The following is a 24,206-nucleotide window of genomic DNA, read 5'->3' as shown; positions in this document are numbered from 1 at the left end:
CTGCTTTCTCAATTTCAGAACTCTTAGTATAGCACGTTCCATAGCCTTGGACCGAATATAATGAGTGCTGTCACAGCCGCTCCGACTGAAGCGACGAGGACGGCACCCGCGGCCACGTCTTTCGCCTGCTTCGCGAGCGGATGGACATCTTTTGTGACAAGGTCGACCGCCCGTTCGATTGCCGTGTTCATGAGCTCTAAACTCAGGACTAGTGTCACCCAGGCAAGGAGGACGAGATTTTCCATCCTTGTCGTTTGTAGCCAAATCGCGACAGCAAATACGAGCAGGGCGGATATGAGATGGACACGCATATTCCGTTCTGTCCGAATGGCATGGAGGATTCCCTCACATGCCACACGAAACGGTCTCACACGTTGCCTCGCTTCAACTCGAAATGAGTGAGAACTTCCTCTTGTCTTGCGGTCATTTCCGCCTCTTCCTCTGGCGTCATATGGTCATATCCCAACAGATGGAGGAATCCATGGATGGCCAAGAAACCGAGTTCTCGCTCAAAGGAATGTCCGTAGTCCGCTGCTTGTTCGCGGCATCGTTCCACCGAGATGACCAAGTCTCCGAGGAGATGCGGTTCGTCCTCATCGAGTGTGAAGTCCATTTCGTCTTCGCCCATCTCATCAAAGGCAAAGCTGATTACATCAGTCGGGGCATCTTTGCCTCTCCATTCCCGGTTCACCTCATGGATTTCTTCATTCGTTAAATAGGTGACCGACAATTCACTCGGTTCTTCTACCTCTTCTAATTGTGCGGCATGTTTCAGAATCGACTCGACAAGCTCGATTTGAGACACCGTCAACAATTCATGTTCATCGTTCGAGATGATTTGCATGTAGTTCTCCCTCTTTCTTTAGTTCTGGATATTCAATTCGCTCGTGGAACAAGCCCGTCAACGTCTCGCATGCGCTCTCACCGACGCGCCAAATTTCTTTTGTCGTCAAATCGCAGTCTTCAAACTGTCCGTCTGCCAGTTTATCACGGATGATGGCACGAACGAGCATCCGGATTTTCTCCGGAGTCGGTTGTTTTTGCGAACGAACGGCCGCTTCGATTGAGTCGACAATCATGACGACCGCCGCTTCACGTGTTTGAGGCTTTGGACCAGGATAACGATATCGGGACTCCACCACTTCTTTCTCCTGATCTTCTTTCGCTTTGACAAAGAAGTATTTCAATAAAGATGTACCATGATGTTGTTCAGCAATATCGATGATTTCCTTTGGTAGTTTATAGCGTCTCAATAGATCGGCCCCGTCATAAGGGTGAGCCATGATGATGTCAGCGGACTCTTCTGGTGTCAGACGATCGTGCGGATTTCCTCCACCTTGCTGATTTTCAATGAAGTGAAGAGGACGTTCCGTTTTCCCAAGGTCGTGGTAATAACTCGCCACTCTCGCGAGTAAACCGTCCGCCCCAATGGCTTCACATGCCGATTCCGCCAAGTTTGCCACCATCATACTATGGTGATACGTGCCAGGCGCTTCCATCAAGAGCTTTCGGAGCAATGGATGTGTCGGACTCATCAATTCGACGAGTCGACCAGACGACAAGACGCCAAACCATGGCTCTAGGAAGGGCAAGAATCCAAATGTCAAAACGATGGACAACAGGGCACTGATGACGGCGAACCCAGATAGGTACATCGCCATTTCCCAAGTCACTTGAACGTTTCGCAATAAGAGCAACGCGATGACCATGATGATATTCACGATGCCGAGTAAGACGCCCGACAAAAACAAGCGTTTCCGCTGAATTTTTGGTTCGACTAAAAAGACGGCTAAGAAACTTCCGGTCGCGACATATACCAATGTCATGAAGTTCGTGCTTTGTCCGAATGTGACGACGATACTCCCCGCAATCATGGTAATGAACGCCGATGCGAGGGCGACACGCTCGTCAATCAAGATACGTAGTAATAATACGACGAAGGCGGTCGGTGCCAAAAGATAAGCATACGTCGTGTAGTCGACGCCGATGTATCCGACGCCAAAGAAGATACCGAGTTGTAACAGAAGCAACCCATAGACGGTCACTAATATTTTCGGGCTTAGTAATAGATCTTTGATTTTCGAGCGGATAAGCATGAATAAGAAACCGCCCGTCAATAATCCGCTCAATAAGAATGATCCGAACAGTGGAGCGAGTGACCGGTTTGGATCGATCGCTCCAGTGAGTTCTAGCTTCCGATAAATCTCACGCGTGACGACTTCTCCTTGGCTGACAAGGAGTTGCCCTTCTTGGATGATGACAGGGTCGACCGCATCGACGGCTTCTTGTTCTTTCTGACGAGTCGCCTCAGAATCAAACACATAGTTCGGAACGATGAGTTCATCGCTTAGTGTTTTTGCGATCGCACGGAATTCAAACGAGAGTGGTGATTGATCGACGATTGCAGCCGCGCGGTCTCTGGCCGCTGCGACCGCTTCATTACTCGTCTCAATCCGATCATCCATCACTTGTTGCAAAGCCGTCACCGTCACGTCTTCAACGGTTTGGCGCGTATCTTCCGTCGCCTCAAGGAGTGAGTTCAGTTCTTCGTCCGCGAGTACCCCGCTCGCTTCCGTCGAGTTCAGACGGTTTTTAATATCTGCAAGTTCCGTCTCTTCGTCGGTCTGGTCGAACGCTGCGAACAACTGCTCGACTTTAGCAATCTGTTGGTCGGAAAATTCCCGGCGAAGCGAAAACTGACTGCCGACACCATTTGTGACTTCTTGCTTCAACCGTTCAGTCGCCACCCGGTCCTCGACCGTAATCGGAGACCGAATGTCCTGTTCGGCAATCCCTAACGGTTCCACACTGATAATGGATGGGCGCACGGTGAAGTATAAAATGGCACCTAGTAAGAGAAAGAAAATCAACGAGATCGTCGCGACTGTCCAATGTTTGGCTTGCTGCATTCGTGCCCCCCCTTTCACGATAGTTGACCTCTCTAATATCCTTATGTGAGGTCTGTACTATAGGCGTTGATAATTTTCTTAACGAGTGGATGGCGGACGACGTCTGACGCACTGAAGTGTTCAAAGTGAATCCCATCCACACCCTCTAATAGTCGTAACGCCTCTTGTAAACCTGACGCCTTGCCTTTCGGTAAATCGACTTGTGTCAAATCCCCCGTGACCACCATCTTCGATCCGAAACCGAGTCGCGTCAAAAACATCTTCATTTGTTCTTTCGTCGTGTTTTGTGCCTCATCTAATATGACAAACGCATCTTCTAATGTACGTCCACGCATATAGGCGAGAGGAGCCACTTCGATTGTCCCTCGTTCTAATAAGCGATTCGTCTGTTCAACGCCGTAGACGTCGAATAAGGCATCATATAACGGTCGAAGGTAAGGATCCACTTTCTCTTTCAGATCACCTGGTAAAAAACCAAGGTTCTCACCTGCTTCAACGGCAGGTCGCGTCAAGATAATCCGTTTGACCTGACCTTCTTTTAACGCACGAGCTGCTAGTACGACTGCTAAATACGTTTTACCCGTTCCAGCCGGTCCGATTCCAAAGACGAGGTCTCGTCGTTCGATTGCACGAACATAGCGACTCTGCCCAACTGTTTTAGCACGAATCGGTTTTCCCTTGTTAGTAGTGAAGACGACACGCTCATAATGTTCGAGCAGTTCGTCTCCCTTTCCAACTTGGATATGTTGAATGACACTGATGGCGTCACTTTCGTTAAGACGTGCACCTTTTTTCACTAACGTCTGTAACGTGAGGATGACTTGTTTTGTCAATTCTAGTGCTTCTCCAGTATCGGCTTGGATAATCAATTCCTCGCCTCTTGGAATGAGTGCCACTTTCAATTCTGTCTCAATAGCTTGGAACACTTCATCTTTCGGTCCGAGTAAAGCTTGTGCTTCATTCGCATGTTCCATGACGAAAGGTATTTTATCAGTCATAATCAATGGATACGTTGCCCCCTCTAAATATCGGTTATTCCTCTTTTACTTTAGCACTATCACGCCTATCGTGAAAGAAAGACCGTGTATTTTCCCCATGCAAAAGGCAGTAACGCGAGGTTACTGCCTTTGCCTTACTTCTTTCGTTTCGAGACCGGAGGCTGTAATACCTCGCTCCAAATGACAGCTTCCCGCATTTGTTTTTTCGAAACTTTCAGTTGTCTCGGTTTGATTTCCTCCTGAATTGGAGGGATTTTCACCGCTTGTTCAAACTGCGCACTCACTTTCGGCATCTCGACTTGACGTTCCCGAGGCGCTGGTCGCTCTTCGGTACGCGCTACCCGTCGTCTCACCTTTTGTGGTGCTGGCTTTTGTTCTGATTCGGAGTCGTCAAACGCCGATTCAATTTCTTTCATCACGTCTCCGACCGAATCCAAGTAGCGTTTCAGTTCACTGCTCTGAGGACGGTCGCCTGAAGACGATGACTTTTCAAGCCGCTTCATCACCGCCGAGGCGATCCCAAAGGCTGCTAACAAAAGTACCCATAGTCCTTCCATATTTATCACTCACTATCTGATTCAGAATCGATAGGGGACCCGATCGCTTTTCGCATTTCCGTATCTGCTTGAACGTTCAAGTAATTCACGTAATCCATAACGCCGAGTTTACCGTTACGCAACGCTTCGGCCATCGCAAGTGGGACTTCCGCTTCGGCGCCGACAACTTTCGCACGCATTTCCTCTACAGAAGACTTCATTTCCTGTTCGCGAGCAATCGCCATCGCTCGGCGTTCTTCCGCCTTCGCTTGGGCAATCTTTTTATCTGCTTCGGCTTGGTCAGTCTGAAGGACCGCCCCGATGTTCTTACCGATATCGATATCTGCAATATCAATCGAGAGAATTTCAAACGCCGTACCTGAATCCAACCCTTTTGTGAGTACGGTACGTGAAATCATATCTGGGTTCTCAAGTACGTGCTTATGATTGTTTTGCGAACCGATTGTTGATACGACACCTTCCCCGACACGTGCGATAATCGTTTCTTCCCCTGCACCACCAACGAGACGATCGATATTGGCACGCACCGTAATACGCGCTTTCGCCTTCACTTCAATCCCGTCCATTGCCACACCGGCGATAAATGGTGTCTCAATGACTTTCGGGTTAACCGACATTTGTACGGCTTCAAGTACGTTACGTCCTGCCAAGTCAATGGCAGCGGCACGCTCGAACGATAATTCGATGTTTGCGCGGTGTGCCGCAATCAATGCGTTTACGACACGGTCAACATTACCACCCGCCAAGAAGTGACTTTCGAGTTGGTTCGTGTTTAAACCGAGACCGGCCTTGACTGCTTTAATCAGTGGGTTAACAATTTTTGATGGTACGACGCGGCGAAGGCGCATCCCGACCAATGTGAAAATCGAGACGTGTACACCCGCTGCGAATGAGCTGATCCATAATCCGATTGGTACAAACGTGAAGAAGACAGCAAGCGCAATCAATCCTCCACCTGTGATGAGTAACGTCGTCAATAGTTCTGGTGTCATTCTGTTACATCCTCCTTCGGTTCTATAAAGGTCCGAACGACAATCCGCCCTGAATCCACTTTATATACCTGAATTTTTGTCTGCTGATCGAGATAGCCACCCTCTGTCACGACGTCAATACGTTCTCCGTCGATTTCGGCAGTACCGGCCGGGCGAAGTGGTGTTAACGTCACACCGACTTTCCCGAGAAGTTGTTTACGGTCATCATGGGACAAGTAACCTTTTTCGGTCGATGTCGAATCCGTCAAAATCAACCCTTTATAAATGAGCGGACGATTCGTACTTAATCGGCGGTATGCCCAGAACCCAAGTCCAGTGAGCACCGCTGCTGCCAAACCGATGGAGAGCCATAGCTGACCGATTGTCGCACCCGCCATGATCAAACTGGCAACGACCGCTCCGATCCCAAGCAAACCGAACAATCCAAACCCTGCAACGAACACTTCAATTCCAAGAAGGACGACTCCGACAAAAAAGACTGTCAGAATCACTCCGAGACCAAATGTCATCGTCTTGCTACCCCCTTCCAAATTCAAAGCTATCTCCTATCTCTAGTGTATACGAAACAAGAATGAATGTGGTTTCAGAATACGCAAAAAAAAGCAGAAACTTTCGGTTTCCCGAAAAGTTCTGCTTTCTCATCAATTCGTCAATTGTTGTTTGACGATTCGGTTCACAAGACCACCGTCTGCCTTGCCTTTGACTTGCGGCATGACGACGCCCATCACCTTACCCATATCAGATGGAGCAGATGCATTCGTTTGAGCAATTGCTGCTTGGACGATCGCAGTCACTTCATCTTCTGAAAGTTGTTCAGGCATATAGGCTTCTAGGACGACAATCTCTTCTGCTACTTTGGAAGCAAGGTCTTCACGACCAGCGCTTTCGAATTCTCGGAGGGAGTCTCTGCGCTGTTTCATCTCTCGGTTGAGCACCGTGAGTTCCTCTTCCTCGGTAAGATCTTGACGGCCTAGTTTGATAGCCTCATTTTGGAGCGACGCTTTTACCATCCGGATCGTCGTGAGACGATCTTTTTGTTTAGCGCGCATGGCTTGCTTCATGTCGTCCGTCAAGCGTTCTTGAAGACTCATGAGCCAACACCCTCTCTACACAATGAAACTGGAATCAGAATTTCTTACGCTTACGCGCAGCTTCTGATTTCAATTTACGTTTTACGCTTGGCTTTTCGTAGTGACGACGTTTACGAACTTCGGCAAGTGTGCCATCTTTCGAAACACCGCGTTTGAAACGACGAAGAGCGTCTTCAAGCGATTCGTTTTTACGGACACGAGTTTCCACTAGTTTTCCCTCCCTCCGAATTACACGACTAAGGAAACGTGTTTCACACGTCATATCATATTATAGTGAAATTAAGTCGTGTGGTCAACCACTTATTAATAGTCGCTGTCTGAACGTCCGCCTGTGACGATTGCGATACCAGCTGAAGCACCGATGCGTGTCGCACCAGCTTCGATCATTGCTTTCGCGCCTTCGAAGTCACGAACACCGCCTGAAGCTTTTACGCCGAGGTCTGGTCCGACTGTTTCACGCATGAGACGAATGTCTTCGACCGTTGCGCCACCAGTTGAGAAACCAGTTGATGTTTTGACGAAATCTGCTCCAGCTTTCACTGAAAGTTCAGCAGCTTTCTTAATTTCTTCTTTTGTAAGCATGCAAGTTTCAAAGATGACCTTGACGAGTGTACCGTTTGCCGCTTCGACAACCGCACGAATGTCACGCTCTACGAGGTCGTAGTCGCCGTCCTTGAGTGCTGCGATATTGATGACCATATCGACTTCATCCGCACCGTTAGCGATCGCGTCTTTTGTTTCGAACGCTTTCACTTCAGGCGTGTTCGCTCCGAGTGGGAATCCGATGACTGTACATACTTTGACGTCGTCATCTGACTTAAGTTGCTCCGCAGCATATTTGACCCATGTCGGGTTGACACAGACACTTGCGAACTTATATTCGAGTGCCTCTGCACAAAGTTTTGTAACTTGATCTTTTGTTGTTTCAGCTTTTAAAGCTGTGTGGTCGATATAACGGGCTAATTCCATTATTCATTTCCTCCTCTGACAAATAAGTCTGACATCTAACATATTACCATGTTTTCTCGAGATGTAACAGCTTCCAAATTCAAATGAGTTGACGACGTTTACGAGCGACGACCCAACTGTTCCAACTGAAAAAGAAGATGGCTAGCCAAATACAAGTAAATGCGAAGACATGATACGCTGTGAACGGTTCATGATACATGACGACTCCGATAATCAGGCTGAGTGTTGGTGCGATAAATTGAAGGAATCCGACGAGTGTGAACGGGATATGTTGTGCCCCGTAACCAAACAAAAGAAGCGGAAGCGCCGTCACCACACCTGTTCCTAGCAATGCGACCCAAATCATCGGTGACATGTCGAAGGCAATCTGGTCCGTGACGACCTGATTGCTGAGAAAGATGAGCGCGACAGGAACGACTGCTAACGTCTCAATCCCAAGACTGACTGTTGAAGCGAGAGGTCGCCGTTTCTTCACCATTCCATAAAAACCAAACGTACTCGCTAATACGAACGAAATCCACGGAAACGAGCCATATCCAAGCGTCAAGACGAGGACGCCGATTGACGCGATCCCGACTGCCATCCATTGGACTCGGTTTAATGATTCCCGAAAGACGAGCACCCCTAACACCATACTGACAAGCGGATTAATGTAATAGCCGAGGGATGCCTCGATGATATAACCGTGATTGACAGCCCATATGTACACGAACCAGTTTGCACTGACGATGAATCCGTTCAACATGAACGCGTTTCGTGTGGCAGGGTGGCGAAGAGCGTAACCGAACTCTTTCCACTGATTCGTCCATCTTAATACGAGTAAAATAAATAAAAAGGACCAAACGATACGATGTGCCAAAATTTGCCCGCTCGGCACTTCTTGCAAAAACTTCCAATAGATTGGGAGGACGCCCCACATCACGTAGGCCCCGATTGTCGTCCATACTCCCTTGTTCACACGTTCACCCGCTCTCTTTCAAGATAAAAATAGTTTAGTCGATGAATGACTTCCGATACAAGGCTTTTGTTTCATGAAAAAAGGACGCGAAATCGCGTCCCTTACTGTTTATTGCTTTACCTGTTCGATGGCGGATAGAGCTTGTGCTAAATCTTCAACTAAATCATCGATATCTTCTAATCCAACTGAGATTCGAACGAGTCCGTCCGTGATCCCGAGTTCTGCACGTCGCTCAGCCGGAATCGACGCATGTGTCATACGAGCCGGAACACTGATCAAGCTTTCCACTGCACCTAGGCTCTCTGCGAGCGTGAAATACTTCGTCTTCGCGACCATCATTTCAGCCGCTTCGGCCGAACCGACGTCAAACGCAATCATGCCACCGAACCCACGCGCTTGCGACAAGTGGACGCGTTTCGCTTCTTCACTAGAGACACTCGGGTGAAGGACACGTGACACGTTCTCATTCGATTGTAAGAATTCAACCAACGCCCGTGCGTTCGATTCAATCTCTTCCATTCGAACGGCAAGTGTCTTGATTCCACGGACGACGAGGAAGCTGTCTTGAGGTCCGAGGACTGCACCGACTGAATTTTGTAGGAATGCCAACGCCTCTCCTTGTTCTTCCGTACGTGCGACGACTAAACCTGCCACGACGTCACTATGACCGCCTAAATATTTTGTAGCACTGTGTAAGACATAGTCGGCACCAAGGTCGATCGGATTTTGGAAGTAAGGTGTCATGAACGTGTTGTCTACGACGAGCAAGACATCTGCCTCATCCGCAATTGTGCGCATCGCTCGGATATCCGTCACGTTCAAGAGTGGATTTGTCGGTGTCTCCACATAAATCATTTTCGTGTTCGCTTGTAGCGCATCACGAACCGCCGTTTCATCGGATGTATCGACAAAAGTTGCCTCCAAGCCTCGTGACTGAAATACTCGATTGAATACACGATACGTTCCTCCATATACATCAGACCCGACAATGACGTGGTCTCCAGATTTCAACAACATGAGTACGGTCGAGATGGCAGCCATCCCAGAACCAAATGCAAAACCTTGCACACCGCCTTCGATATCCGCTATGAGTGTCTCGAGTGCGGTACGTGTCGGGTTCGCAGATCGAGAATACTCATATCCTTCCCGTAAGTTACCGATTCCGTCTTGCTTATATGTGCTCGTTTGATAAATCGGTGGTGTGACCGCGCCTGTTAATGGGTCGGTCGTTTTACCGCCGTGAATGAGTGCTGTCTTTGTACGCATGTTCTGCCTCCTTGACAATTCCTTGACTTAAATATCGTTCTGCACTGTCTGGCAAGATCGTCACAATCGTGCCTTCTGACATTTGATTTGCTTCCTTTACACATGCTGCGATGGCAGCACCAGAAGAACTTCCGATGAGCAATCCTTCCTGTTTCGCAAGATGCGCCACGTAATAGAAGGCTTCTTCATCTGTGATGGTATGAATCGCATCGACATAAGCCTTTTCCAAAAATGACGGCCATTTTTCGACGCCGATTCCTTCAGTTTTATGCGGACCTGGCTCACCGCCGTTCAAAATCGAACCAACCGGCTCCACGACGACGGTTTTCGTCCCTTGTGGTTTTAACGTTTTGGCGACACCGGTGAACGTACCTCCTGAACCCGCACCCGCTACAAATACATCGATTTGTGGCACGTCCTTCAACAACTCTTGCGAAAGAATGTCGACATAGGCGTCCGGGTTGTCCGGGTTTGAAAACTGTTCCGGCACGTATGCATCATATTCTTCAGCCAACTCGAGTGCATGACTGATTGCGCCTTTCATTCCAAGCTCGGTCGGTGTGTTGACGACGGTCGCTCCAAGGAGACGCATCAATGCTTGTTTCTCTTGACTAAACTTTTCAGGGGTCACGGTAATCAGACGAATGTCGTATCGCTGACAAGCGAGCGCGAGTCCGATTCCCGTATTCCCGGCTGTCGGCTCGATCACCGTACCACCTGGTGCCACGTCTCCACGTTTCATCGCCCGCTCAATCAAATTCATGCCGAGTCGGTCTTTGACACTTCCTCCCGGATTCATCATCTCCATCTTCCCGTATACTTTTACCGTAGCTGGAACAGGTAATGAACGGAGCTCGATGAGCGGTGTGTCCCCGATGAGTTCATAGACGTCACGGACAATCATCTTACGCTTCGTCCTTGAAGACGATATGCCACTCGTCACGTTTTGCAAGCATGTCAGCTGCTAATTTTTTGGCTCCCTCAAAATCATGATGGTTCGCATTCCCGCACTGTACCGGGTTTTGCGCTGGCAATTCTTCCGCGTTCATCGCATCGCGCAATGTCGCTTCTACGAGGTCGAGCATGCGCTCATAGTCCCCATCATTCAACATCGTCCAATAGAAACCTGTTTGGCATCCCATCGGCGAAATGTCCACGATGTCTTCTGAATGATTACGGCTGTTTTCGGCGATCAAATGCTCGAGAGAGTGAACAGCACGCATCGGCATGAGGCCTTCGTTCGGTTGGATGAAGCGAATATCATACTTGTAAATCGTGTCAGCCGTTCCTTCTTTCACACCGGCGAGACGGACAAATGGAGCTTGAACTTTCGTATGATCCAAGTTAAAGCTTTCAACGTTATATGTTTTCATGAGTAATTCCTCCTAATTATTTTGTAGCGACGACAAGCCAAACAAATTTATTTTTCTGTGTCATTGTCACGTTGTATCCATTCGCCTCTAGCATCGTACGAATGGTTGTCGTATATGGATAATATTCACGATTTAAATCCTCGACCAAGTCTGAATAGCCTTGTTCCGTAGCCCAGTCAATAATTTCTTGACGTGCGTGTGGAGATTCGAACATCGTATCAAGCAATACGAATTTCGGATGTCCCCAATCACGAACATATTGACCGATCGCTGTTTCTTTCTCAGAATCCGTCAAGTGATGGAAAGCGTACGAGGAAACGACCGTATCGACATGTGAGAACGTTGGATAACGGAGAAAATCTCCATGTTCGACCGATATGCCCAACTTCTCAATTGCAATCTGCCTCATTTCTGGAGAAGGTTCGATTGCAATTAAAGGATGTCCCTTTAAAATTCGGGCACTCAAGTTGCCTGTACCGACACCAAATTCTAAGACCGTTCCTTCAACGTGTAACGCAACGTCATCAAGCATTTGATCATATCCGACAAATACTTCATGATATTGTTCGTCATGCCCCCCGACTGCCGTATCGTAATCTTTCGCCCAATCCTTGAAGATATCCATGAATGGTAAATTCATAGCGCCACCCCATCCTTAATTCTGACTAAATTGATATGTTTTATTGGTATTTGACATTAACGTTACATTAACAGGTTTTTTTGGACATTTCAAGTCATTCGCGTGATTTCTGACGATGAACAAAATTTGATATAGGTCTTATGATTCAGGTCTTTAGTAATTGTCTGAACATTTAAATTTGTGCAAAAACACTCCCCTACTTTACAAAAAAATCCACTCTTTTTCCCCTGAACAACGATATGATAGTTCACAATGCAAGAGGAAATCTTTGTTTTTTACAGGTAATAACAAATATTAGGGGGTAAAAACGTTGTCAAGAAGAAAAGTCTACTTAAACGCTTCACTTGCTACATGTATTGCTTTAACACCTGTGTTGATTCAAGCGGGTACGTCATCTGTTTCAGCAGAAGCTTCCATCAAACCAAAAATTGAGCTCGAAAAGAAACAGAAAAAAGTCCGGGTCGTCGTCGAACTCGTCGGTGCACCTGCAATCGCAGAAGCAGCGCAAAAAGGGAAAAAATTTAATGAGTTGACGAAATCAGAACAAAACAAGGCACAACAATCTGTTCAGTCTGAACAAAAACGCGCAAAATCCGCTTTGAAAAAACAAGGCGTGACGGCTACACCAATCGAAGAGTTCACGACCGTCTTTAACGGCTTTTCTACTTTCCTCTCTACAAGTGAAATTGCAAAAGTTGAAGCTTTACCTGAAGTAGCGACTGTCCATGTCGTCAACGAGTATGAACGTCCTGAAGTGAAACCAGATATGGTCACAAGCAACGGAATGGTTCAAGCCGAACAAACATGGGGCGATTACGGATTTGCCGGAGAAGGCACCGTCGTCGCTGTCATCGACTCGGGAATTGATGCCGACCACCGAGATTATCGAATAACGGATGCAAAAACGGCAGAATTGACGAAATCAGAAGTCGATCAGGCCATCACTTCATTCGGTCTACCTGGTGAATATGTGAATGAGAAAGTTCCATACGCCTATAATTACTACGACGAAAACGATGATATTAAAGATGATTCCCCAGGCGCTTCTATGCACGGTCAGCACGTCTCGGGAACGGTCGCTGCAAACGGTGATCTCGAAAACGGTGGAATTAAAGGAGTCGCACCTGAAGCTCAAATCCTTGGTCTTAAAGTATTCAGTAACGACCCGAACTACGCATCTACATACGGAGATATTTATATTAAAGCGATTGACGATGCGATCAAGCTTGGAGCTGACGTCATCAACATGAGTCTTGGTTCAACAGCAGGTTTTGTCGATGCCGACTCACCTGAGCAACAAGCCGTTCAACGCGCTGTAGACAACGGCGTCTTCATGTCCATCTCTGCTGGGAACTCAGCATACTTCGGACATGGATTCGACTTACCAACGGCTTCAAACCCTGATACGGGTGTCGTCGGTGCGCCAAGCGTAAGCCAAGCATCGACATCGGTCGCTTCACTCGAGAACGATCAAATTCAATTGGACGCTTTCCGCGTCGGTGACGAAAAAATCGGATGGAAGAAACAAGATGGACCTGCATTCTCGGAAGGTACATATGACGTCGTTTACGTCGGAGATGGGCAACCAGAAAACTATGCTGGTAAAGACGTGAAAGGAAAGCTCGTCCTCGCCGTTCGCGATGGAGGATACTTCTACTCGAAGATTCAAAAAACGGCTGAGGCACAAGGGGCAGCCGGTGTCATCGTACGAGGCGCCGTTTCACACGGAGACTATGTGTCGATGGCTCTCGATCAACCACTCATCCCGATGGCATCACTCAGCATCCAAGACGGGAATGAATTAAAAGAGAAATTAGCAGATGGACCTCTCCAACTCACGTTTGCCGGTGACCGGATCAGCGTCAACAACCGTTCGGCAGGCGCGATGTCTGATTTCACATCTTGGGGTGTCACACCGAACCTTGACTTCAAGCCGGAGCTCTCAGCCCCAGGCGGTCAAATCTTCTCAACGTTCAACGACAACCAATACGGTTTGATGAGCGGAACATCGATGGCCGCACCTCACGTTGCCGGCGGTGCAGCACTTGTTCTTGAACGCGTCGATCGCGATTTCGACTTGAGCGGAGCGGCTCGTGTGACGATGGCAAAGAACTTGCTACTCAATACGTCGAAGCCCGTCACAGACATCGGACCGTATAACCAGGAATTGAAGCAGTCTCTTCCATATTCACCACGTCGGGCGGGAGCTGGTCTCATGCAACTCCATGCGGCCGTCACATCTCCGGCAGTCGCGTATGAGAAGAAGACGAAAGAAGCGAAAGTCGCTTTAAAAGAATTGTCGAAGAGTAAGGCGAAGTTCACGATTGTCGTTGAAAACATGTCTGACGAATCACTCACATACGATGTGGCCGCTTCCCTCCAGACAGACCTTGCCGTTACTAACAAGGACGGCGTCATTCAGAATGCGATGGAAGCTCAGGCGCTTCAACAAGCAATCATTAAGATCAATGGCAAAAACACAACTAAAGTCACGTTGAAGGCAAAACAAAAGAAAGAAATCACCGTATCGATTGACGTCTCGAAGGCACAAGTACTTAATCCTGAGACGTTAGAAGGAACGGTATCTGCAAAATCAGTCTTTGAGAATGGTTATTTCGTCGATGGATTCCTACGCTTGACTGACCCACGTGGGACAGACGGCAACCCGTCACTCGTTGTCCCGTTCGTCGGATTCGAAGGCGATTGGGGCAAAGCACCAATCTTTGACGAAACGATTTATGAAGATGGTTCATTCTATGGAATCTCTGGATTGGTCGATGCGGCCGGGAACTATTTAGGAGAGAAACTTGATGAGTCTGTAGCTGAAGAAGCGGTAGCGATTTCGCCTGACGGAGACGGTTCAAAAGACACGGCTACCCCGGTCTACTCGCTCTTGCGAAATGCGAAAGACATCAAGTATCGGATCGTCGATGAGAAAGGAAACGTCCTGCGTACCCTTAAAATCGAAGAGGAATTGAGAAAGAACTACTTTGATGGCGGAAGTGGTGACCCATACTACTACACGTCAGATAACGCTTGGGACGGAAAACTGAACGGAGAGATGGCGCCGAAAGGAACGTACTACTACGAAATTGAAGCGAGCATCGACTACATGAAAAAACAAGCCCAGACGCTTCGGATTCCAGTGAAAGTGGATTACACAGACCCTCGTTTCACGATTCGTTGGAACGAAGGTGTGGCTAGTGTCAAAGCATCCGACGACTTTGCAGGAATCAATGGTATCGAATTCCTTCTCAATGGGAAAGTTGTTGCGAAAGAAGCAAAAGATACAGCAAACTTCACACTCGATGCGCCACTTGAATCAACGGACCAACTATCGGTTCGCGTTTCAGACAATGCGGGTAACGTGATCACACGCGACGTATCTACAGAAAATGACGCAGATAAACCAGGAGTCTTTGTCGATGCACCACTCGCCCTGTCTCCATACGGTTCATCAATTGTGCCAATCATCGGTCAAATCAAAGATGCCTCTGACGTTGTATCGTTCACTGTCGACGATGTGGACGTACCACTCACGTATGACGCAGCTGCAAAACAATACACGTTCAATACGACACGTTCGTATGAAGATGGATTCCACAAGATTCGTTTCATCGCGGAAGACACGTCTGGTAACGTGACGAACTTCGTCCGTCCAATCTTTGTCGATTCTACGGAAGCTGCAATCTCAATCAGCAACGTGCCGAAAAACGTCTCGGCGAAGCAAGACACTGTGAACGTGAAAGTTCAAGTAAAGGATAACTTTGACGATATTAAACTTCGTGTCAACGGTGATTTGAAATGGAGTCATACGTTGAAAGAACCTTATGCGATGCGTGCGTTCTCGCGTACCGATACCATCTCACTTCCTGTGAAGAAAGGTCAAAATATCTTCACATTTGAAGTGACTGACCTCGGTGGAAACGTGACGAAGAAAGTCATCACGATCAATAAAAAATAATTTATTCACGAAAAAACGGCTGCCCACGAGGGTCAGCCGTTTTCTTATCCTTTCGCCAATTCAAGTGCGTATGAGATGGCAGACAGTGCATATAACGGAGCCGTCTCCGAACGAAGGATACGAGGTCCGAACGCACAAGCCGTCGCCCCCGCCTCTATCCATTGCGTGACTTCTCCTGTGTCAAATCCGCCTTCCGGTCCTGTGATGACGAGGAGGCGTTGTTTTGATTGAAGTCGATTCAATGTGTTGGCAAGTGCCGACTGCTCGCCTTCTTTCGCCGATTCTTCATATGCGATGATGACTTCGTCGTATTGTTCGAATTGCTGTGACAGTTGCTTCGAAGTGAGGAACGTACATGACGGGACGACGGCCCTATACGATTGCTCAGCCGCCTCTTGCATGATTTTTTGAATACGTTCTACTTTTTTCGGCACTTTTTTCGAGTCCCATTTGGCGACTGATCGGGAAGATTCGAACAATAGAAGATGATGAACGCCGAGCTCGGTCGCTTTTTGCGCGACAAGTTCGACCTTGTCTCCTTTTGGCAACGCATAAGCGAGCGTCACGTCAATCGGCAGTTCGGTCTCTGATTGACGAGTCGACAATACTTTAGCCACTCCACTCTTCTTCTCAAGCGACGTCACGACACATGCATACTCATTGCCCGTCCCGTCGAGAAGAACCATTTCGTAACCCGCCCCTTGTCGCAGGACCGTTCCGATATGATGAGCGACATCTGAAGGAAGTGTCACAACATCGCCTGTGAAAGCTTCTGGTGTCAGAAAATAACGTTGCATAGCTTATCCCTTCTTGGCGATGATCGCGACCCAGTCTTCCATCACGCGTGTCTCTTCAATTTCAAACCCTGCAGCTATCAGAGCGTTCGTGACTTCCGCCCGTTTCTCTCCAATGATACCGGATGTGATGAAGCGACCACCCGTTTTCGTACGAGCATACGCATCTTCGATGAAGAGAAGAATGACATCAGCAAGAATGTTTGCCACGACCAAGTCATATTCTCCGTCCACACCTTTTAATAAATCTCCCGTATCCACTTGAACGAGCGATTCGACACCGTTCGTCTCCACGTTTTGACGAGCCGATTCAACGGCAACCGAATCCAAGTCTAGCGCTTTTACGCTCGTCGCTCCAAGTTTCGCAGCGGCAATCGACAATACGCCTGATCCTGTACCGACATCGATGACGCGGTCACCTTCCCGGATGTAGTTCTCAATCGCTTGAATACAGAGCATCGTCGTCGGATGTGTCCCTGTACCGAACGCCATGCCCGGGTCAAGCAAGATGACATTCTCTTCCGGTTGTGGTGTGTACTCTTCCCACAAAGGGACAATCGTTAGTTGTTGTGAGATTTTGACCGGCTTGTAATACTGCTTCCAAGAATGCGCCCAATCTTCCTCATCAATCTCTGCGACCGTGACCTCACCTGATCCGATATCAAGCATGTTCCGGAGTCGCTCGATTTCTTTTTTCAAGTTTGCGAGCACATCTTGGAAATCACCTGAAGCCGGCACGTACGCTTTGACGTGTACTCCAGAAGTCGGATACGTTTCACGATCCGAAACGTCCCAAATCTCTCCGAAATGGTCTTCCGCCATCATTCGGTCGAAGTCTTCGACGTCCTCGATGACGACACCTTGTGCCCCCACTTCGTGTAATAAGTTCGATACGGCTTCCACCGCAAGCTGTGTCGTGTGGACACAAATTTCAGACCATTTCATCGTTTGTACACACTCCTTTTAGTGACTAAAGAACTTTTTCATTTTTTGGAACATGCCGTGTTCCTCTTCGACACCCGATTCGCCACTGATTTCTTCGAATTCACGAAGCAATTCTTTTTGGCGGTCCGTCATATTTTTCGGTGTCATGACAATGACGCTCACGTACTGGTCGCCATTCGCGCCACCACGCACACTTGGCATCCCTTTTCCGCGTAAACGGAACTTCGAGCCAGTTTGTGTTCCAGCTGGCACTTTCAAACTCACGTTCCCGTGAACCGTCGGAACTTCGATTTCTGCACCGAGTGCCGCTTGAGCGAACGTGACCGGCATTTCCATCGCAATGTGTTGGTCGACACGTTCAAAGATCTCATGAGCTTTCACGCGGACGACGACGTATAAGTCTCCGGCTGGTCCTCCGTTCACGCCAGGACCGCCTTTTCCAGATAGACGGATCTGTTGCCCGTTATCGATACCGGCTGGGATTTTCACTTCGACGGTCTGTTTCTTCTTCACATGACCTGAGCCGTGACAAGTCGGACATTTTTCTTTGATCGTCTTACCGCTACCGTGACACTTGCTACAAGGACGTTGATTGACCATACGACCGAGAATTGTGTTTTGCTCAACCGTTTCAACACCACTACCGCCACATTGGTTACACGTTTCTGGTTTCGTTCCAGGTTTCGCACCGTTCCCCATACACGTGTCACACTCGACTTCGATTTCGAGCTCGATTGTTTCCGTCTTGCCTGTCACACTCTCCATGAAGTCAAGGTCGACTACATATTGATAATCTTCACCACGACGCGGTGCGTTCGGGTCTTGACGGCGTCCGCCGCCACCGAAGAACATGTCAAAGATATCACCGAATCCACCTTGGAAGTCACCGCCGCCTCCGAACTGGTTCGCCCCTTCAAAACCGAATCGGTCATACTGGGCACGTTTTTGTTCGTCAGAAAGCACTTCATAGGCTTCACCAATTTCTTTAAACTTATCCGCCGCATCTGCTTCTTGGTTGATGTCCGGGTGATATTGACGGGCCAATTTTCGGTATGCCCGCTTGATTTCTTGTGCCGAGGCCGACTTGTCGAGCCCGAGCACTTCATAATAATCTCGTTTCGCCACTATTCTCGCTCCTATCCTTACAATCTACGTATCGATTTTACCGATTCTACCTTAACATGGAAAGAGCCAAAGCAGAAACCTGCTTTGGCGCTCTCCTTTACAACGGCTGTTTATTTACGGTCGTCGAGATCCTCAAACTCTGCGTCCACGACATCATCGTCCTGTTTCGCTTCTGTTTGTGGTTCTGCGCCTTCAGCACCTTGCTGTTCAGCCATTTTAGCATATACTTTTTGCGTCAACTCTTGAACGACAGCTGACAATTCGTCTTTGGCTGTACGGATCGCCTCAAGGTCTGAACCTTCGAGAGCAGTTTTCGCTTTTTCTTTCGCAGCTTCTGCTTTTTCTTTGTCCGCCTCTTCCACTTGCTCACCAAGGTCTTTGATTGCCTTGTCTGTCGCGAAGACGAGTTGGTCTGTTTCGTTGCGAAGTTCCGCTTCTTCTTTACGTTTGTTATCTGCGTCAGCGTTCGCTTCAGCTTCTTTTACCATACGCTCGATTTCTGCCTCATCGATACCTGAAGAAGATTGGATTGTAATCGATTGTTCTTTGTTCGTACCGAGATCTTTCGCTGATACGTGAACAATTCCGTTTGCATCGATATCGAATTTAACTTCGATTTGTGGCACACCACGTGGTGCTGGCGGAATGTCAGTCAATTGGAAGCGACCAAGTGTCTTGTTGTCTGGTGCCATCGGGCGTTCCCCTTGAAGGACGTGGATGTCAACAGCAGGCTGGTTATCTGCAGCAGTTGAGAACACTTGTGATTTCGATGTCGGGATTGTCGTGTTGCGATCGATCAATTTCGTCATCACGCCACCCATTGTCTCGATACCGAGCGAGAGTGGAGTAACGTCGAGAAGGACGACGTCTTTTACGTCTCCAGCGAGAACTCCACCTTGGATTGCCGCACCGAGTGCAACAACTTCATCCGGGTTTACCCCTTTGAATGGCTCTTTCTTCGTGAAGTCGTGGATTGCTTTTTGGACGGCAGGGATACGTGTCGAACCACCGACGAGAATGATCTTATCGAGGTCAGATGGTGTAAGTCCTGCATCTTTCAAGGCACGACGAGTTGGTTCCATTGTGCGTTCGACAAGGTCAGCCGTCAATTCTTCAAACTTCGCACGCGTGAGTGTCATCTCCAAGTGGAGTGGACCTGCTTCACCTGCTGTGATGAACGGAAGGCTGATATGTGCGCTTGTGACGCCTGAAAGGTCTTTCTTCGCTTTTTCAGCTGCATCTTTCAAACGTTGAAGTGCCATCTTGTCTTTCCCGAGGTCGATGCCGTTCTCTTTTTTGAATTCTGCAACGAGGTAGTCGATGACTTTTTGGTCGAAGTCATCTCCACCGAGACGGTTGTCACCAGCTGTAGCGACAACTTCGAATACGCCATCACCAAGCTCAAGGATTGAAACGTCGAACGTACCACCACCGAGGTCATAGATCAAAATCGTGTGGTCTTCACCTTTATCTAATCCGTAAGCGAGTGCCGCAGCTGTTGGCTCGTTGATGATTCGCTTGACATCAAGACCAGCGATTTTACCAGCATCTTTTGTCGCTTGACGCTCAGCGTCGTTGAAGTATGCAGGAACTGTGATGACTGCTTCCGTGACTGTTTCACCGAGGTAGTCTTCAGCATCTTTCTTCAACTTCTGCAAAATGATTGCCGAGATTTCTTGTGGTGTGAATTTCTTGCCGTCTACGTCAACTGTATGTGACGTTCCCATGTGACGTTTGATTGATTGAATCGTGTTCGGGTTCGTGATGGCCTGACGTTTTGCGACCTCACCGACTTGACGCTCTTCTCCTTTGAATGCAACAACCGAAGGAGTCGTACGGTTACCTTCTGCGTTTGAGATGACGACTGCTTCGCCACCTTCCATTACTGCCACACATGAGTTTGTAGTCCCTAAGTCAATACCGATAATTTTACCCATCGTTTATTCCTCCGTCTCGTTAAGTAGTATTATTCTGCAACTTTTACCATGCTTGGACGAATGACTCGACCATGCATCGTATATCCTTTTTGAAGCTCCATCGTCACGATGCCCGACTCGAACTCGTCGCTCGGTTCTTGCATGACTGCTTGATGGAAATTCGGGTCGAACGGCTGTCCGACTGCTTCAATCACTTCGACTTGCTCAGCATTCAATACGTCAAGCAGTTGACGATGAATCATGTCGACGCCTGATTGAATTTGCTTGGCATCCTCTGAAGTTGCTTGCACTTGAAGTGCACGCTCAAAGTTATCAATGAGCGGAATCAATTTTTCAATGACAGACTGTGAAGCAAACTTGACGCGTTTTGCATTCTCTTCATTCGTCCGACGACGGAAGTTGTCAAAGTCGGCACGAATGCGGAGTTCGCTCGCTTTCAACGCTTCGATTTCTTTTTGTAAGTCCGTCCCCTCAGAACTTTCTTCCACAATCTCAGCATTTAAAACCTCATCTTCATTTGATTCAGTTGACTCGTTCTCTTCTGTCTGTGCCGAGTCTACAGATTTTTCTTCAAGCACGTCTTCTTGTTCGTGCCCGTTTTGATGATCTGCTGTCATAGTAAAACTCCTTTCCGTCACTCATCTAGTTTCGTTCGTCGCAACGCTTCAATAATTTGTCCCATCATTTGGACACCGTGACGGTAATTCATTCGAGTCGGGCCAATCATGGCGATCGTTCCGAACGTTTTTCCATCTAGTGTATAATCCGAAGTGATGACACTACAATTTTGAAGGGCGACAATTCCGTTCTCGCTCCCAATGCTCACATAAATCTCGCGATTTGGCAACGATTCGAGCCAGTGCGTCAATCGTTCTTGCTCATCAATCCATTCTAGGAACGGTCTGAGCGTGTCTAACGTCTGAAACTCAGGTTGGTTGAAGATATTCTTCTTACCCCCGAGATAAAGCGAAGACGGCGTTTGAATGCCAACCGTCGATTGAATCAGTTGCATCATATTTTCATATTGCTGTCGCTGCGCGAGTTGCAATTTTGCAACTTCTTCTCCGATTCGGACTTTAAGTTGTCCGATCGCTGTCCCGACGAGACGATCGTTTAACAGTCGAATCGTCTCCTCGATGACTTCAGGAGCTACACGTGATTCGAACATGACCGTACGATGCTCGACATGACCTTGATCCGTGACGATGAGAACGACACCTCGTCGCTCATCTAATGGCATAAAGTCCACACGTGCCAATCTTTCGGATTGGCTATTGGGACCGAGGGCGACCGTCGTATAATTGGTCAAATCAGAAAGGAGATCTGCAGCTTGGCGAATCAGGATCTCAGACTCTTTTGAAGATTGCTTTAAACGTTCTTCTAAGCGACCCGTTTCCCGCTCGTCGATGATTTGCTTCTCGACGAGGTGGTCCACGTAATAGCGGTATCCGACCTCTGACGGGATTCGACCCGCGGAAGTATGTGGTTTTTCAATCAACCCCATGTCTTCCAAATCGGCCATATCGTTCCGAATCGTTGCCGAACTAAACGTCAAATCGTCTCGTTTCGATAACGTACGCGAACCGACCGGTTGAGCCGTCTGAATATAATCGTCAATGATGGCTCGAAGAATGAGCAATTGTCGATCTGTCAGCACAACATCACTCCTCTCTGAAAAAGTTACCTCGCTTTATTAGCACTCATATTTAACGAGTGCTAATCACACTTCAAATATTATCACGTTCTCACTATTTGTCAATTCATACACTCGGATTTTTTCACCTTTTTTACAGACGGCAAACCTGAAAAAGAAACAGTGTTTCGTTATGATAGAACGTGAGGTGATGAAATGTTTACAACAAAACAATTTAACGTATTCAAACAGGACGGACTCGACGAACGCATGTCTGGCATCCGTTCGGATATTCAACCGCTCTTCCATCGGATTTATGACGAGGTCGGGCCACAACTCGAGGCAGATGTCGGAATCCCCCTCTACCTGCATGTCGCGAAACATGCACGTCGCACGGTAAACCCTCCGAAAGACACATGGATGGCCATCTGTCACGATAAGCGCGGATATAAAAAACATCCCCACTTACAAGTCGGACTTTTCGACGACCGCGTTTTCATCTGGCTCGCATTCATCTATGAGATGCCGAACAAAGACGCAATCGCGAAACATTTGCAACAAATCGATTTCAAATCAACGTTTACTGATTTCCATATTGCGGGCGACCATATGAAAAAAGATGCGTTCCTGATTGAAGAGACATCAAACGAAGACATCCAAGCGTTGCTCGAGCGATTCGGCTCTGTCAAAAAGGCTGATTTCTTAATCGGACGACAACTCCCTGCCGATGCATCGATTCTTCAAAACGAAGACGCTTTTCTCGCTTTGGTCGAAGACACGTTCGCGCGACTCACGCCGCTCTATCGTGATCTCGTCTTATAATGCTAAAAAATGGACAAATCCCAAATAAGGGACTTGTCCATTTTTCATGACTCGGTATGCTCGAGTTTTGCCTCTCCGATAAATGCTGCGAACGCTTCGTTCGCGAGTGGTAGACCAGACGCCGTCAATCGGATATGGGAGTCTGTCCGCTCAATCAACGACTTCTTCACCAAATCGTCGATGACGTGACCGAACACATGATCGAGTGCCACACCATATTTCTGTTCAAATATCTGAAGGGAGACCCCTGAACGCATGCGCAGCCCGAGGAACAGCTCTTCTTCCATTTTTTCTACTTCTTCGAGGTCAGTCACCCGTTTCACCGGGATGCCTTCTGCTTTAATATAGTGAGGAATCGGCGCGATATTGGCACGACGCGTGCCATTCAAATAACTGTGCGCACCTGCCCCGAATCCATAATACTCTTCGTTCCGCCAGTATACCTGGTTGTGACGACTTTCTCGACCCGGCAACCCATAGTTCGAGATTTCGTATTGCTTCAGTCCATGCCGTTCAAGCGTCTCCATCACTTTCAGGTACATCTCGACCTCAACATCCTCTCCCGGTAGACGGAGCTTACCTTTTCGATCCTGAATCGCAAACACGGTATGCGGCTCAAGAATTAAGGAATAGGATGAGACGTGTTGAATCGGAAGCTCGAGCGCAAGCTTCAAGTCTCGGTCAATCTGCTCGAGCGTCTGTTCTGGTAACCCGAACATGAGGTCAATCGAAATATTATCAAAGCGCTTCGCCGCTTCATTCACCGTTTCAAATACGTCGTCGGCGCGATGCGTTCTTCCGATTCGTTCGAGTCCACCATCGTCGAATGTTTGGACACCGAAGCTGAGTCGATTGACACCACCGGCTTTCATCGTGTCGAGTTTTTCCGTACTCACAAAGTTCGGGTTCGCTTCGACAGAATACTCTAAATCGTCTGAAGCGAGCGGGAGGAGGTGTCGACGGACCATGTCCATCAGGCGACCCATCTGCGCTTCATTGAGAGCCGTCGGTGTGCCCCCTCCAATAAAGATGGTCTCAATCCGCTCTGTCGGAAACGCTTCGAGCGTCAATACCATCTCTCGTTCTAATGCATCTAAATATTCATCAACAGGTTGGTTTTTTAAAAACACCTTGTTGAAATCACAGTAATAACAAATATGTTCACAAAATGGAATGTGAAGATATACGGCTTTAGCCAATTTCGGCCACCCCTTTCTTCTCATTCCATTTATA

Annotated in this window: 24 protein-coding genes; 2 read left to right on the top strand and 22 right to left on the bottom strand. The window is 48.0% G+C overall.

The genetic code is table 11. The annotated features are described in order from the left end of the window. Nucleotides 1-23: 23 nt before the first annotated feature. The 15 genes from PJK55_RS01605 to PJK55_RS01535 all read right to left on the bottom strand — a co-directional run bounded on the left by PJK55_RS01605 (nucleotide 24) and on the right by PJK55_RS01535 (nucleotide 11,753). Nucleotides 24-371, bottom strand: coding sequence for a diacylglycerol kinase family protein (locus PJK55_RS01605; RefSeq protein WP_271304582.1), 348 nt, complete (start codon nucleotides 369-371; stop codon nucleotides 24-26). Beyond that, complete coding sequence (gene ybeY / locus PJK55_RS01600) at nucleotides 368-844, bottom strand: rRNA maturation RNase YbeY (protein WP_214782295.1); 477 nt, start codon at nucleotides 842-844, stop codon at nucleotides 368-370. The genes PJK55_RS01605 and ybeY overlap by 4 nt, the downstream gene beginning before the upstream one ends. Further along, entirely contained in the window at nucleotides 822-2,909 is a 2,088-nt protein-coding gene (locus PJK55_RS01595; protein ID WP_271304581.1) for an HD family phosphohydrolase, read from the bottom strand. Before PJK55_RS01595 ends, ybeY begins: the two co-directional genes overlap by 23 nt. Before the next feature lie 41 nt (nucleotides 2,910-2,950). Next, on the bottom strand, nucleotides 2,951-3,907 hold the full coding sequence (locus PJK55_RS01590; RefSeq protein WP_074033920.1) for a PhoH family protein: 957 nt from the start codon (nucleotides 3,905-3,907) through the stop codon (nucleotides 2,951-2,953). 134 nt (nucleotides 3,908-4,041) lie between these two features. Further along, a complete protein-coding gene (locus PJK55_RS01585) occupies nucleotides 4,042-4,464 on the bottom strand; it encodes a hypothetical protein (protein ID WP_271304580.1) in 423 nt (140 codons plus the stop codon). 5 nt (nucleotides 4,465-4,469) lie between these two features. Further along, nucleotides 4,470-5,456, bottom strand: coding sequence for a flotillin-like protein FloA (gene floA, locus PJK55_RS01580; protein WP_074033371.1), 987 nt, complete (start codon nucleotides 5,454-5,456; stop codon nucleotides 4,470-4,472). After that, nucleotides 5,453-5,992 (bottom strand): NfeD family protein, encoded by a 540-nt coding sequence (locus tag PJK55_RS01575; RefSeq protein WP_224861488.1) that lies wholly within the window; start codon nucleotides 5,990-5,992, stop codon nucleotides 5,453-5,455. The genes floA and PJK55_RS01575 overlap by 4 nt, the downstream gene beginning before the upstream one ends. Nucleotides 5,993-6,097: 105 nt before the next feature. Next, nucleotides 6,098-6,547: a GatB/YqeY domain-containing protein gene (locus PJK55_RS01570; protein WP_074033373.1), complete on the bottom strand. Its 450-nt coding sequence runs from the start codon at nucleotides 6,545-6,547 to the stop codon at nucleotides 6,098-6,100. A 34-nt stretch (nucleotides 6,548-6,581) separates the two neighbouring features. Next, nucleotides 6,582-6,776 carry a 30S ribosomal protein S21 gene (gene rpsU, locus PJK55_RS01565; protein WP_029334745.1) on the bottom strand — a complete coding sequence of 65 codons (195 nt, stop codon included), beginning with the start codon at nucleotides 6,774-6,776 and terminating at the stop codon, nucleotides 6,582-6,584. Nucleotides 6,777-6,850: 74 nt separating this feature from the next. Continuing rightward, on the bottom strand, nucleotides 6,851-7,516 hold the full coding sequence (gene deoC, locus PJK55_RS01560; RefSeq protein WP_271304579.1) for a deoxyribose-phosphate aldolase: 666 nt from the start codon (nucleotides 7,514-7,516) through the stop codon (nucleotides 6,851-6,853). Nucleotides 7,517-7,595: 79 nt separating this feature from the next. Further along, entirely contained in the window at nucleotides 7,596-8,474 is an 879-nt protein-coding gene (gene rarD, locus PJK55_RS01555; protein ID WP_214693116.1) for an EamA family transporter RarD, read from the bottom strand. Nucleotides 8,475-8,582: 108 nt separating this feature from the next. Continuing rightward, nucleotides 8,583-9,740, bottom strand: coding sequence for a bifunctional cystathionine gamma-lyase/homocysteine desulfhydrase (locus PJK55_RS01550; protein WP_214749236.1), 1,158 nt, complete (start codon nucleotides 9,738-9,740; stop codon nucleotides 8,583-8,585). Further along, nucleotides 9,706-10,644, bottom strand: a complete 939-nt coding sequence (locus PJK55_RS01545; protein WP_271304578.1) for a PLP-dependent cysteine synthase family protein — start codon at nucleotides 10,642-10,644, stop codon at nucleotides 9,706-9,708. The genes PJK55_RS01550 and PJK55_RS01545 overlap by 35 nt, the downstream gene beginning before the upstream one ends. Before the next feature lies 1 nt (nucleotide 10,645). Further along, on the bottom strand, nucleotides 10,646-11,113 hold the full coding sequence (locus tag PJK55_RS01540) for an S-ribosylhomocysteine lyase (RefSeq protein ID WP_074033378.1): 468 nt from the start codon (nucleotides 11,111-11,113) through the stop codon (nucleotides 10,646-10,648). Nucleotides 11,114-11,129: 16 nt separating this feature from the next. After that, nucleotides 11,130-11,753, bottom strand: coding sequence for a class I SAM-dependent methyltransferase (locus PJK55_RS01535; RefSeq protein WP_214782286.1), 624 nt, complete (start codon nucleotides 11,751-11,753; stop codon nucleotides 11,130-11,132). A gap of 310 nt (nucleotides 11,754-12,063) precedes the next feature. Between PJK55_RS01535 and PJK55_RS01530 the strand changes: the two genes are divergently transcribed. Continuing rightward, nucleotides 12,064-15,717: a S8 family serine peptidase gene (locus tag PJK55_RS01530; protein ID WP_271304577.1), complete on the top strand. Its 3,654-nt coding sequence runs from the start codon at nucleotides 12,064-12,066 to the stop codon at nucleotides 15,715-15,717. A gap of 44 nt (nucleotides 15,718-15,761) precedes the next feature. On the opposite strand, the gene PJK55_RS01525 is transcribed toward PJK55_RS01530, so the two are convergent. From PJK55_RS01525 to hrcA, 6 genes are all read right to left on the bottom strand, one after another. Continuing rightward, nucleotides 15,762-16,514, bottom strand: a complete 753-nt coding sequence (locus PJK55_RS01525; RefSeq protein ID WP_271304576.1) for a 16S rRNA (uracil(1498)-N(3))-methyltransferase — start codon at nucleotides 16,512-16,514, stop codon at nucleotides 15,762-15,764. A gap of 3 nt (nucleotides 16,515-16,517) precedes the next feature. Further along, nucleotides 16,518-17,456, bottom strand: coding sequence for a 50S ribosomal protein L11 methyltransferase (prmA, locus tag PJK55_RS01520; RefSeq protein WP_214760170.1), 939 nt, complete (start codon nucleotides 17,454-17,456; stop codon nucleotides 16,518-16,520). Between the two features lie 18 nt (nucleotides 17,457-17,474). After that, on the bottom strand, nucleotides 17,475-18,581 hold the full coding sequence (gene dnaJ / locus PJK55_RS01515) for a molecular chaperone DnaJ (RefSeq protein WP_214693130.1): 1,107 nt from the start codon (nucleotides 18,579-18,581) through the stop codon (nucleotides 17,475-17,477). 110 nt (nucleotides 18,582-18,691) lie between these two features. After that, on the bottom strand, nucleotides 18,692-20,518 hold the full coding sequence (dnaK, locus tag PJK55_RS01510) for a molecular chaperone DnaK (protein ID WP_214693135.1): 1,827 nt from the start codon (nucleotides 20,516-20,518) through the stop codon (nucleotides 18,692-18,694). Nucleotides 20,519-20,547: 29 nt separating this feature from the next. Then, complete coding sequence (gene grpE, locus PJK55_RS01505) at nucleotides 20,548-21,135, bottom strand: nucleotide exchange factor GrpE (RefSeq protein WP_074033385.1); 588 nt, start codon at nucleotides 21,133-21,135, stop codon at nucleotides 20,548-20,550. A gap of 17 nt (nucleotides 21,136-21,152) precedes the next feature. Further along, nucleotides 21,153-22,175: a heat-inducible transcriptional repressor HrcA gene (gene hrcA, locus PJK55_RS01500; protein ID WP_074033386.1), complete on the bottom strand. Its 1,023-nt coding sequence runs from the start codon at nucleotides 22,173-22,175 to the stop codon at nucleotides 21,153-21,155. 192 nt (nucleotides 22,176-22,367) lie between these two features. Between hrcA and PJK55_RS01495 the strand changes: the two genes are divergently transcribed. Next, entirely contained in the window at nucleotides 22,368-22,973 is a 606-nt protein-coding gene (locus tag PJK55_RS01495; RefSeq protein WP_271304575.1) for a DUF1054 domain-containing protein, read from the top strand. A gap of 44 nt (nucleotides 22,974-23,017) precedes the next feature. On the opposite strand, the gene hemW is transcribed toward PJK55_RS01495, so the two are convergent. Then, a complete protein-coding gene (gene hemW / locus PJK55_RS01490; RefSeq protein WP_271304574.1) occupies nucleotides 23,018-24,196 on the bottom strand; it encodes a radical SAM family heme chaperone HemW in 1,179 nt (392 codons plus the stop codon). Nucleotides 24,197-24,206 lie beyond the last annotated feature (10 nt).

Origin of the sequence: Exiguobacterium sp. MMG028, assembly GCF_027947425.1 — a bacterium.
Taxonomy (GTDB): Bacteria; Bacillota; Bacilli; order Exiguobacteriales; family Exiguobacteriaceae; genus Exiguobacterium; species Exiguobacterium aestuarii_A.
The sequence above is the reverse complement of the archived record's forward strand: the minus strand, read 5'-3'. Positions and strand labels throughout refer to the sequence as shown.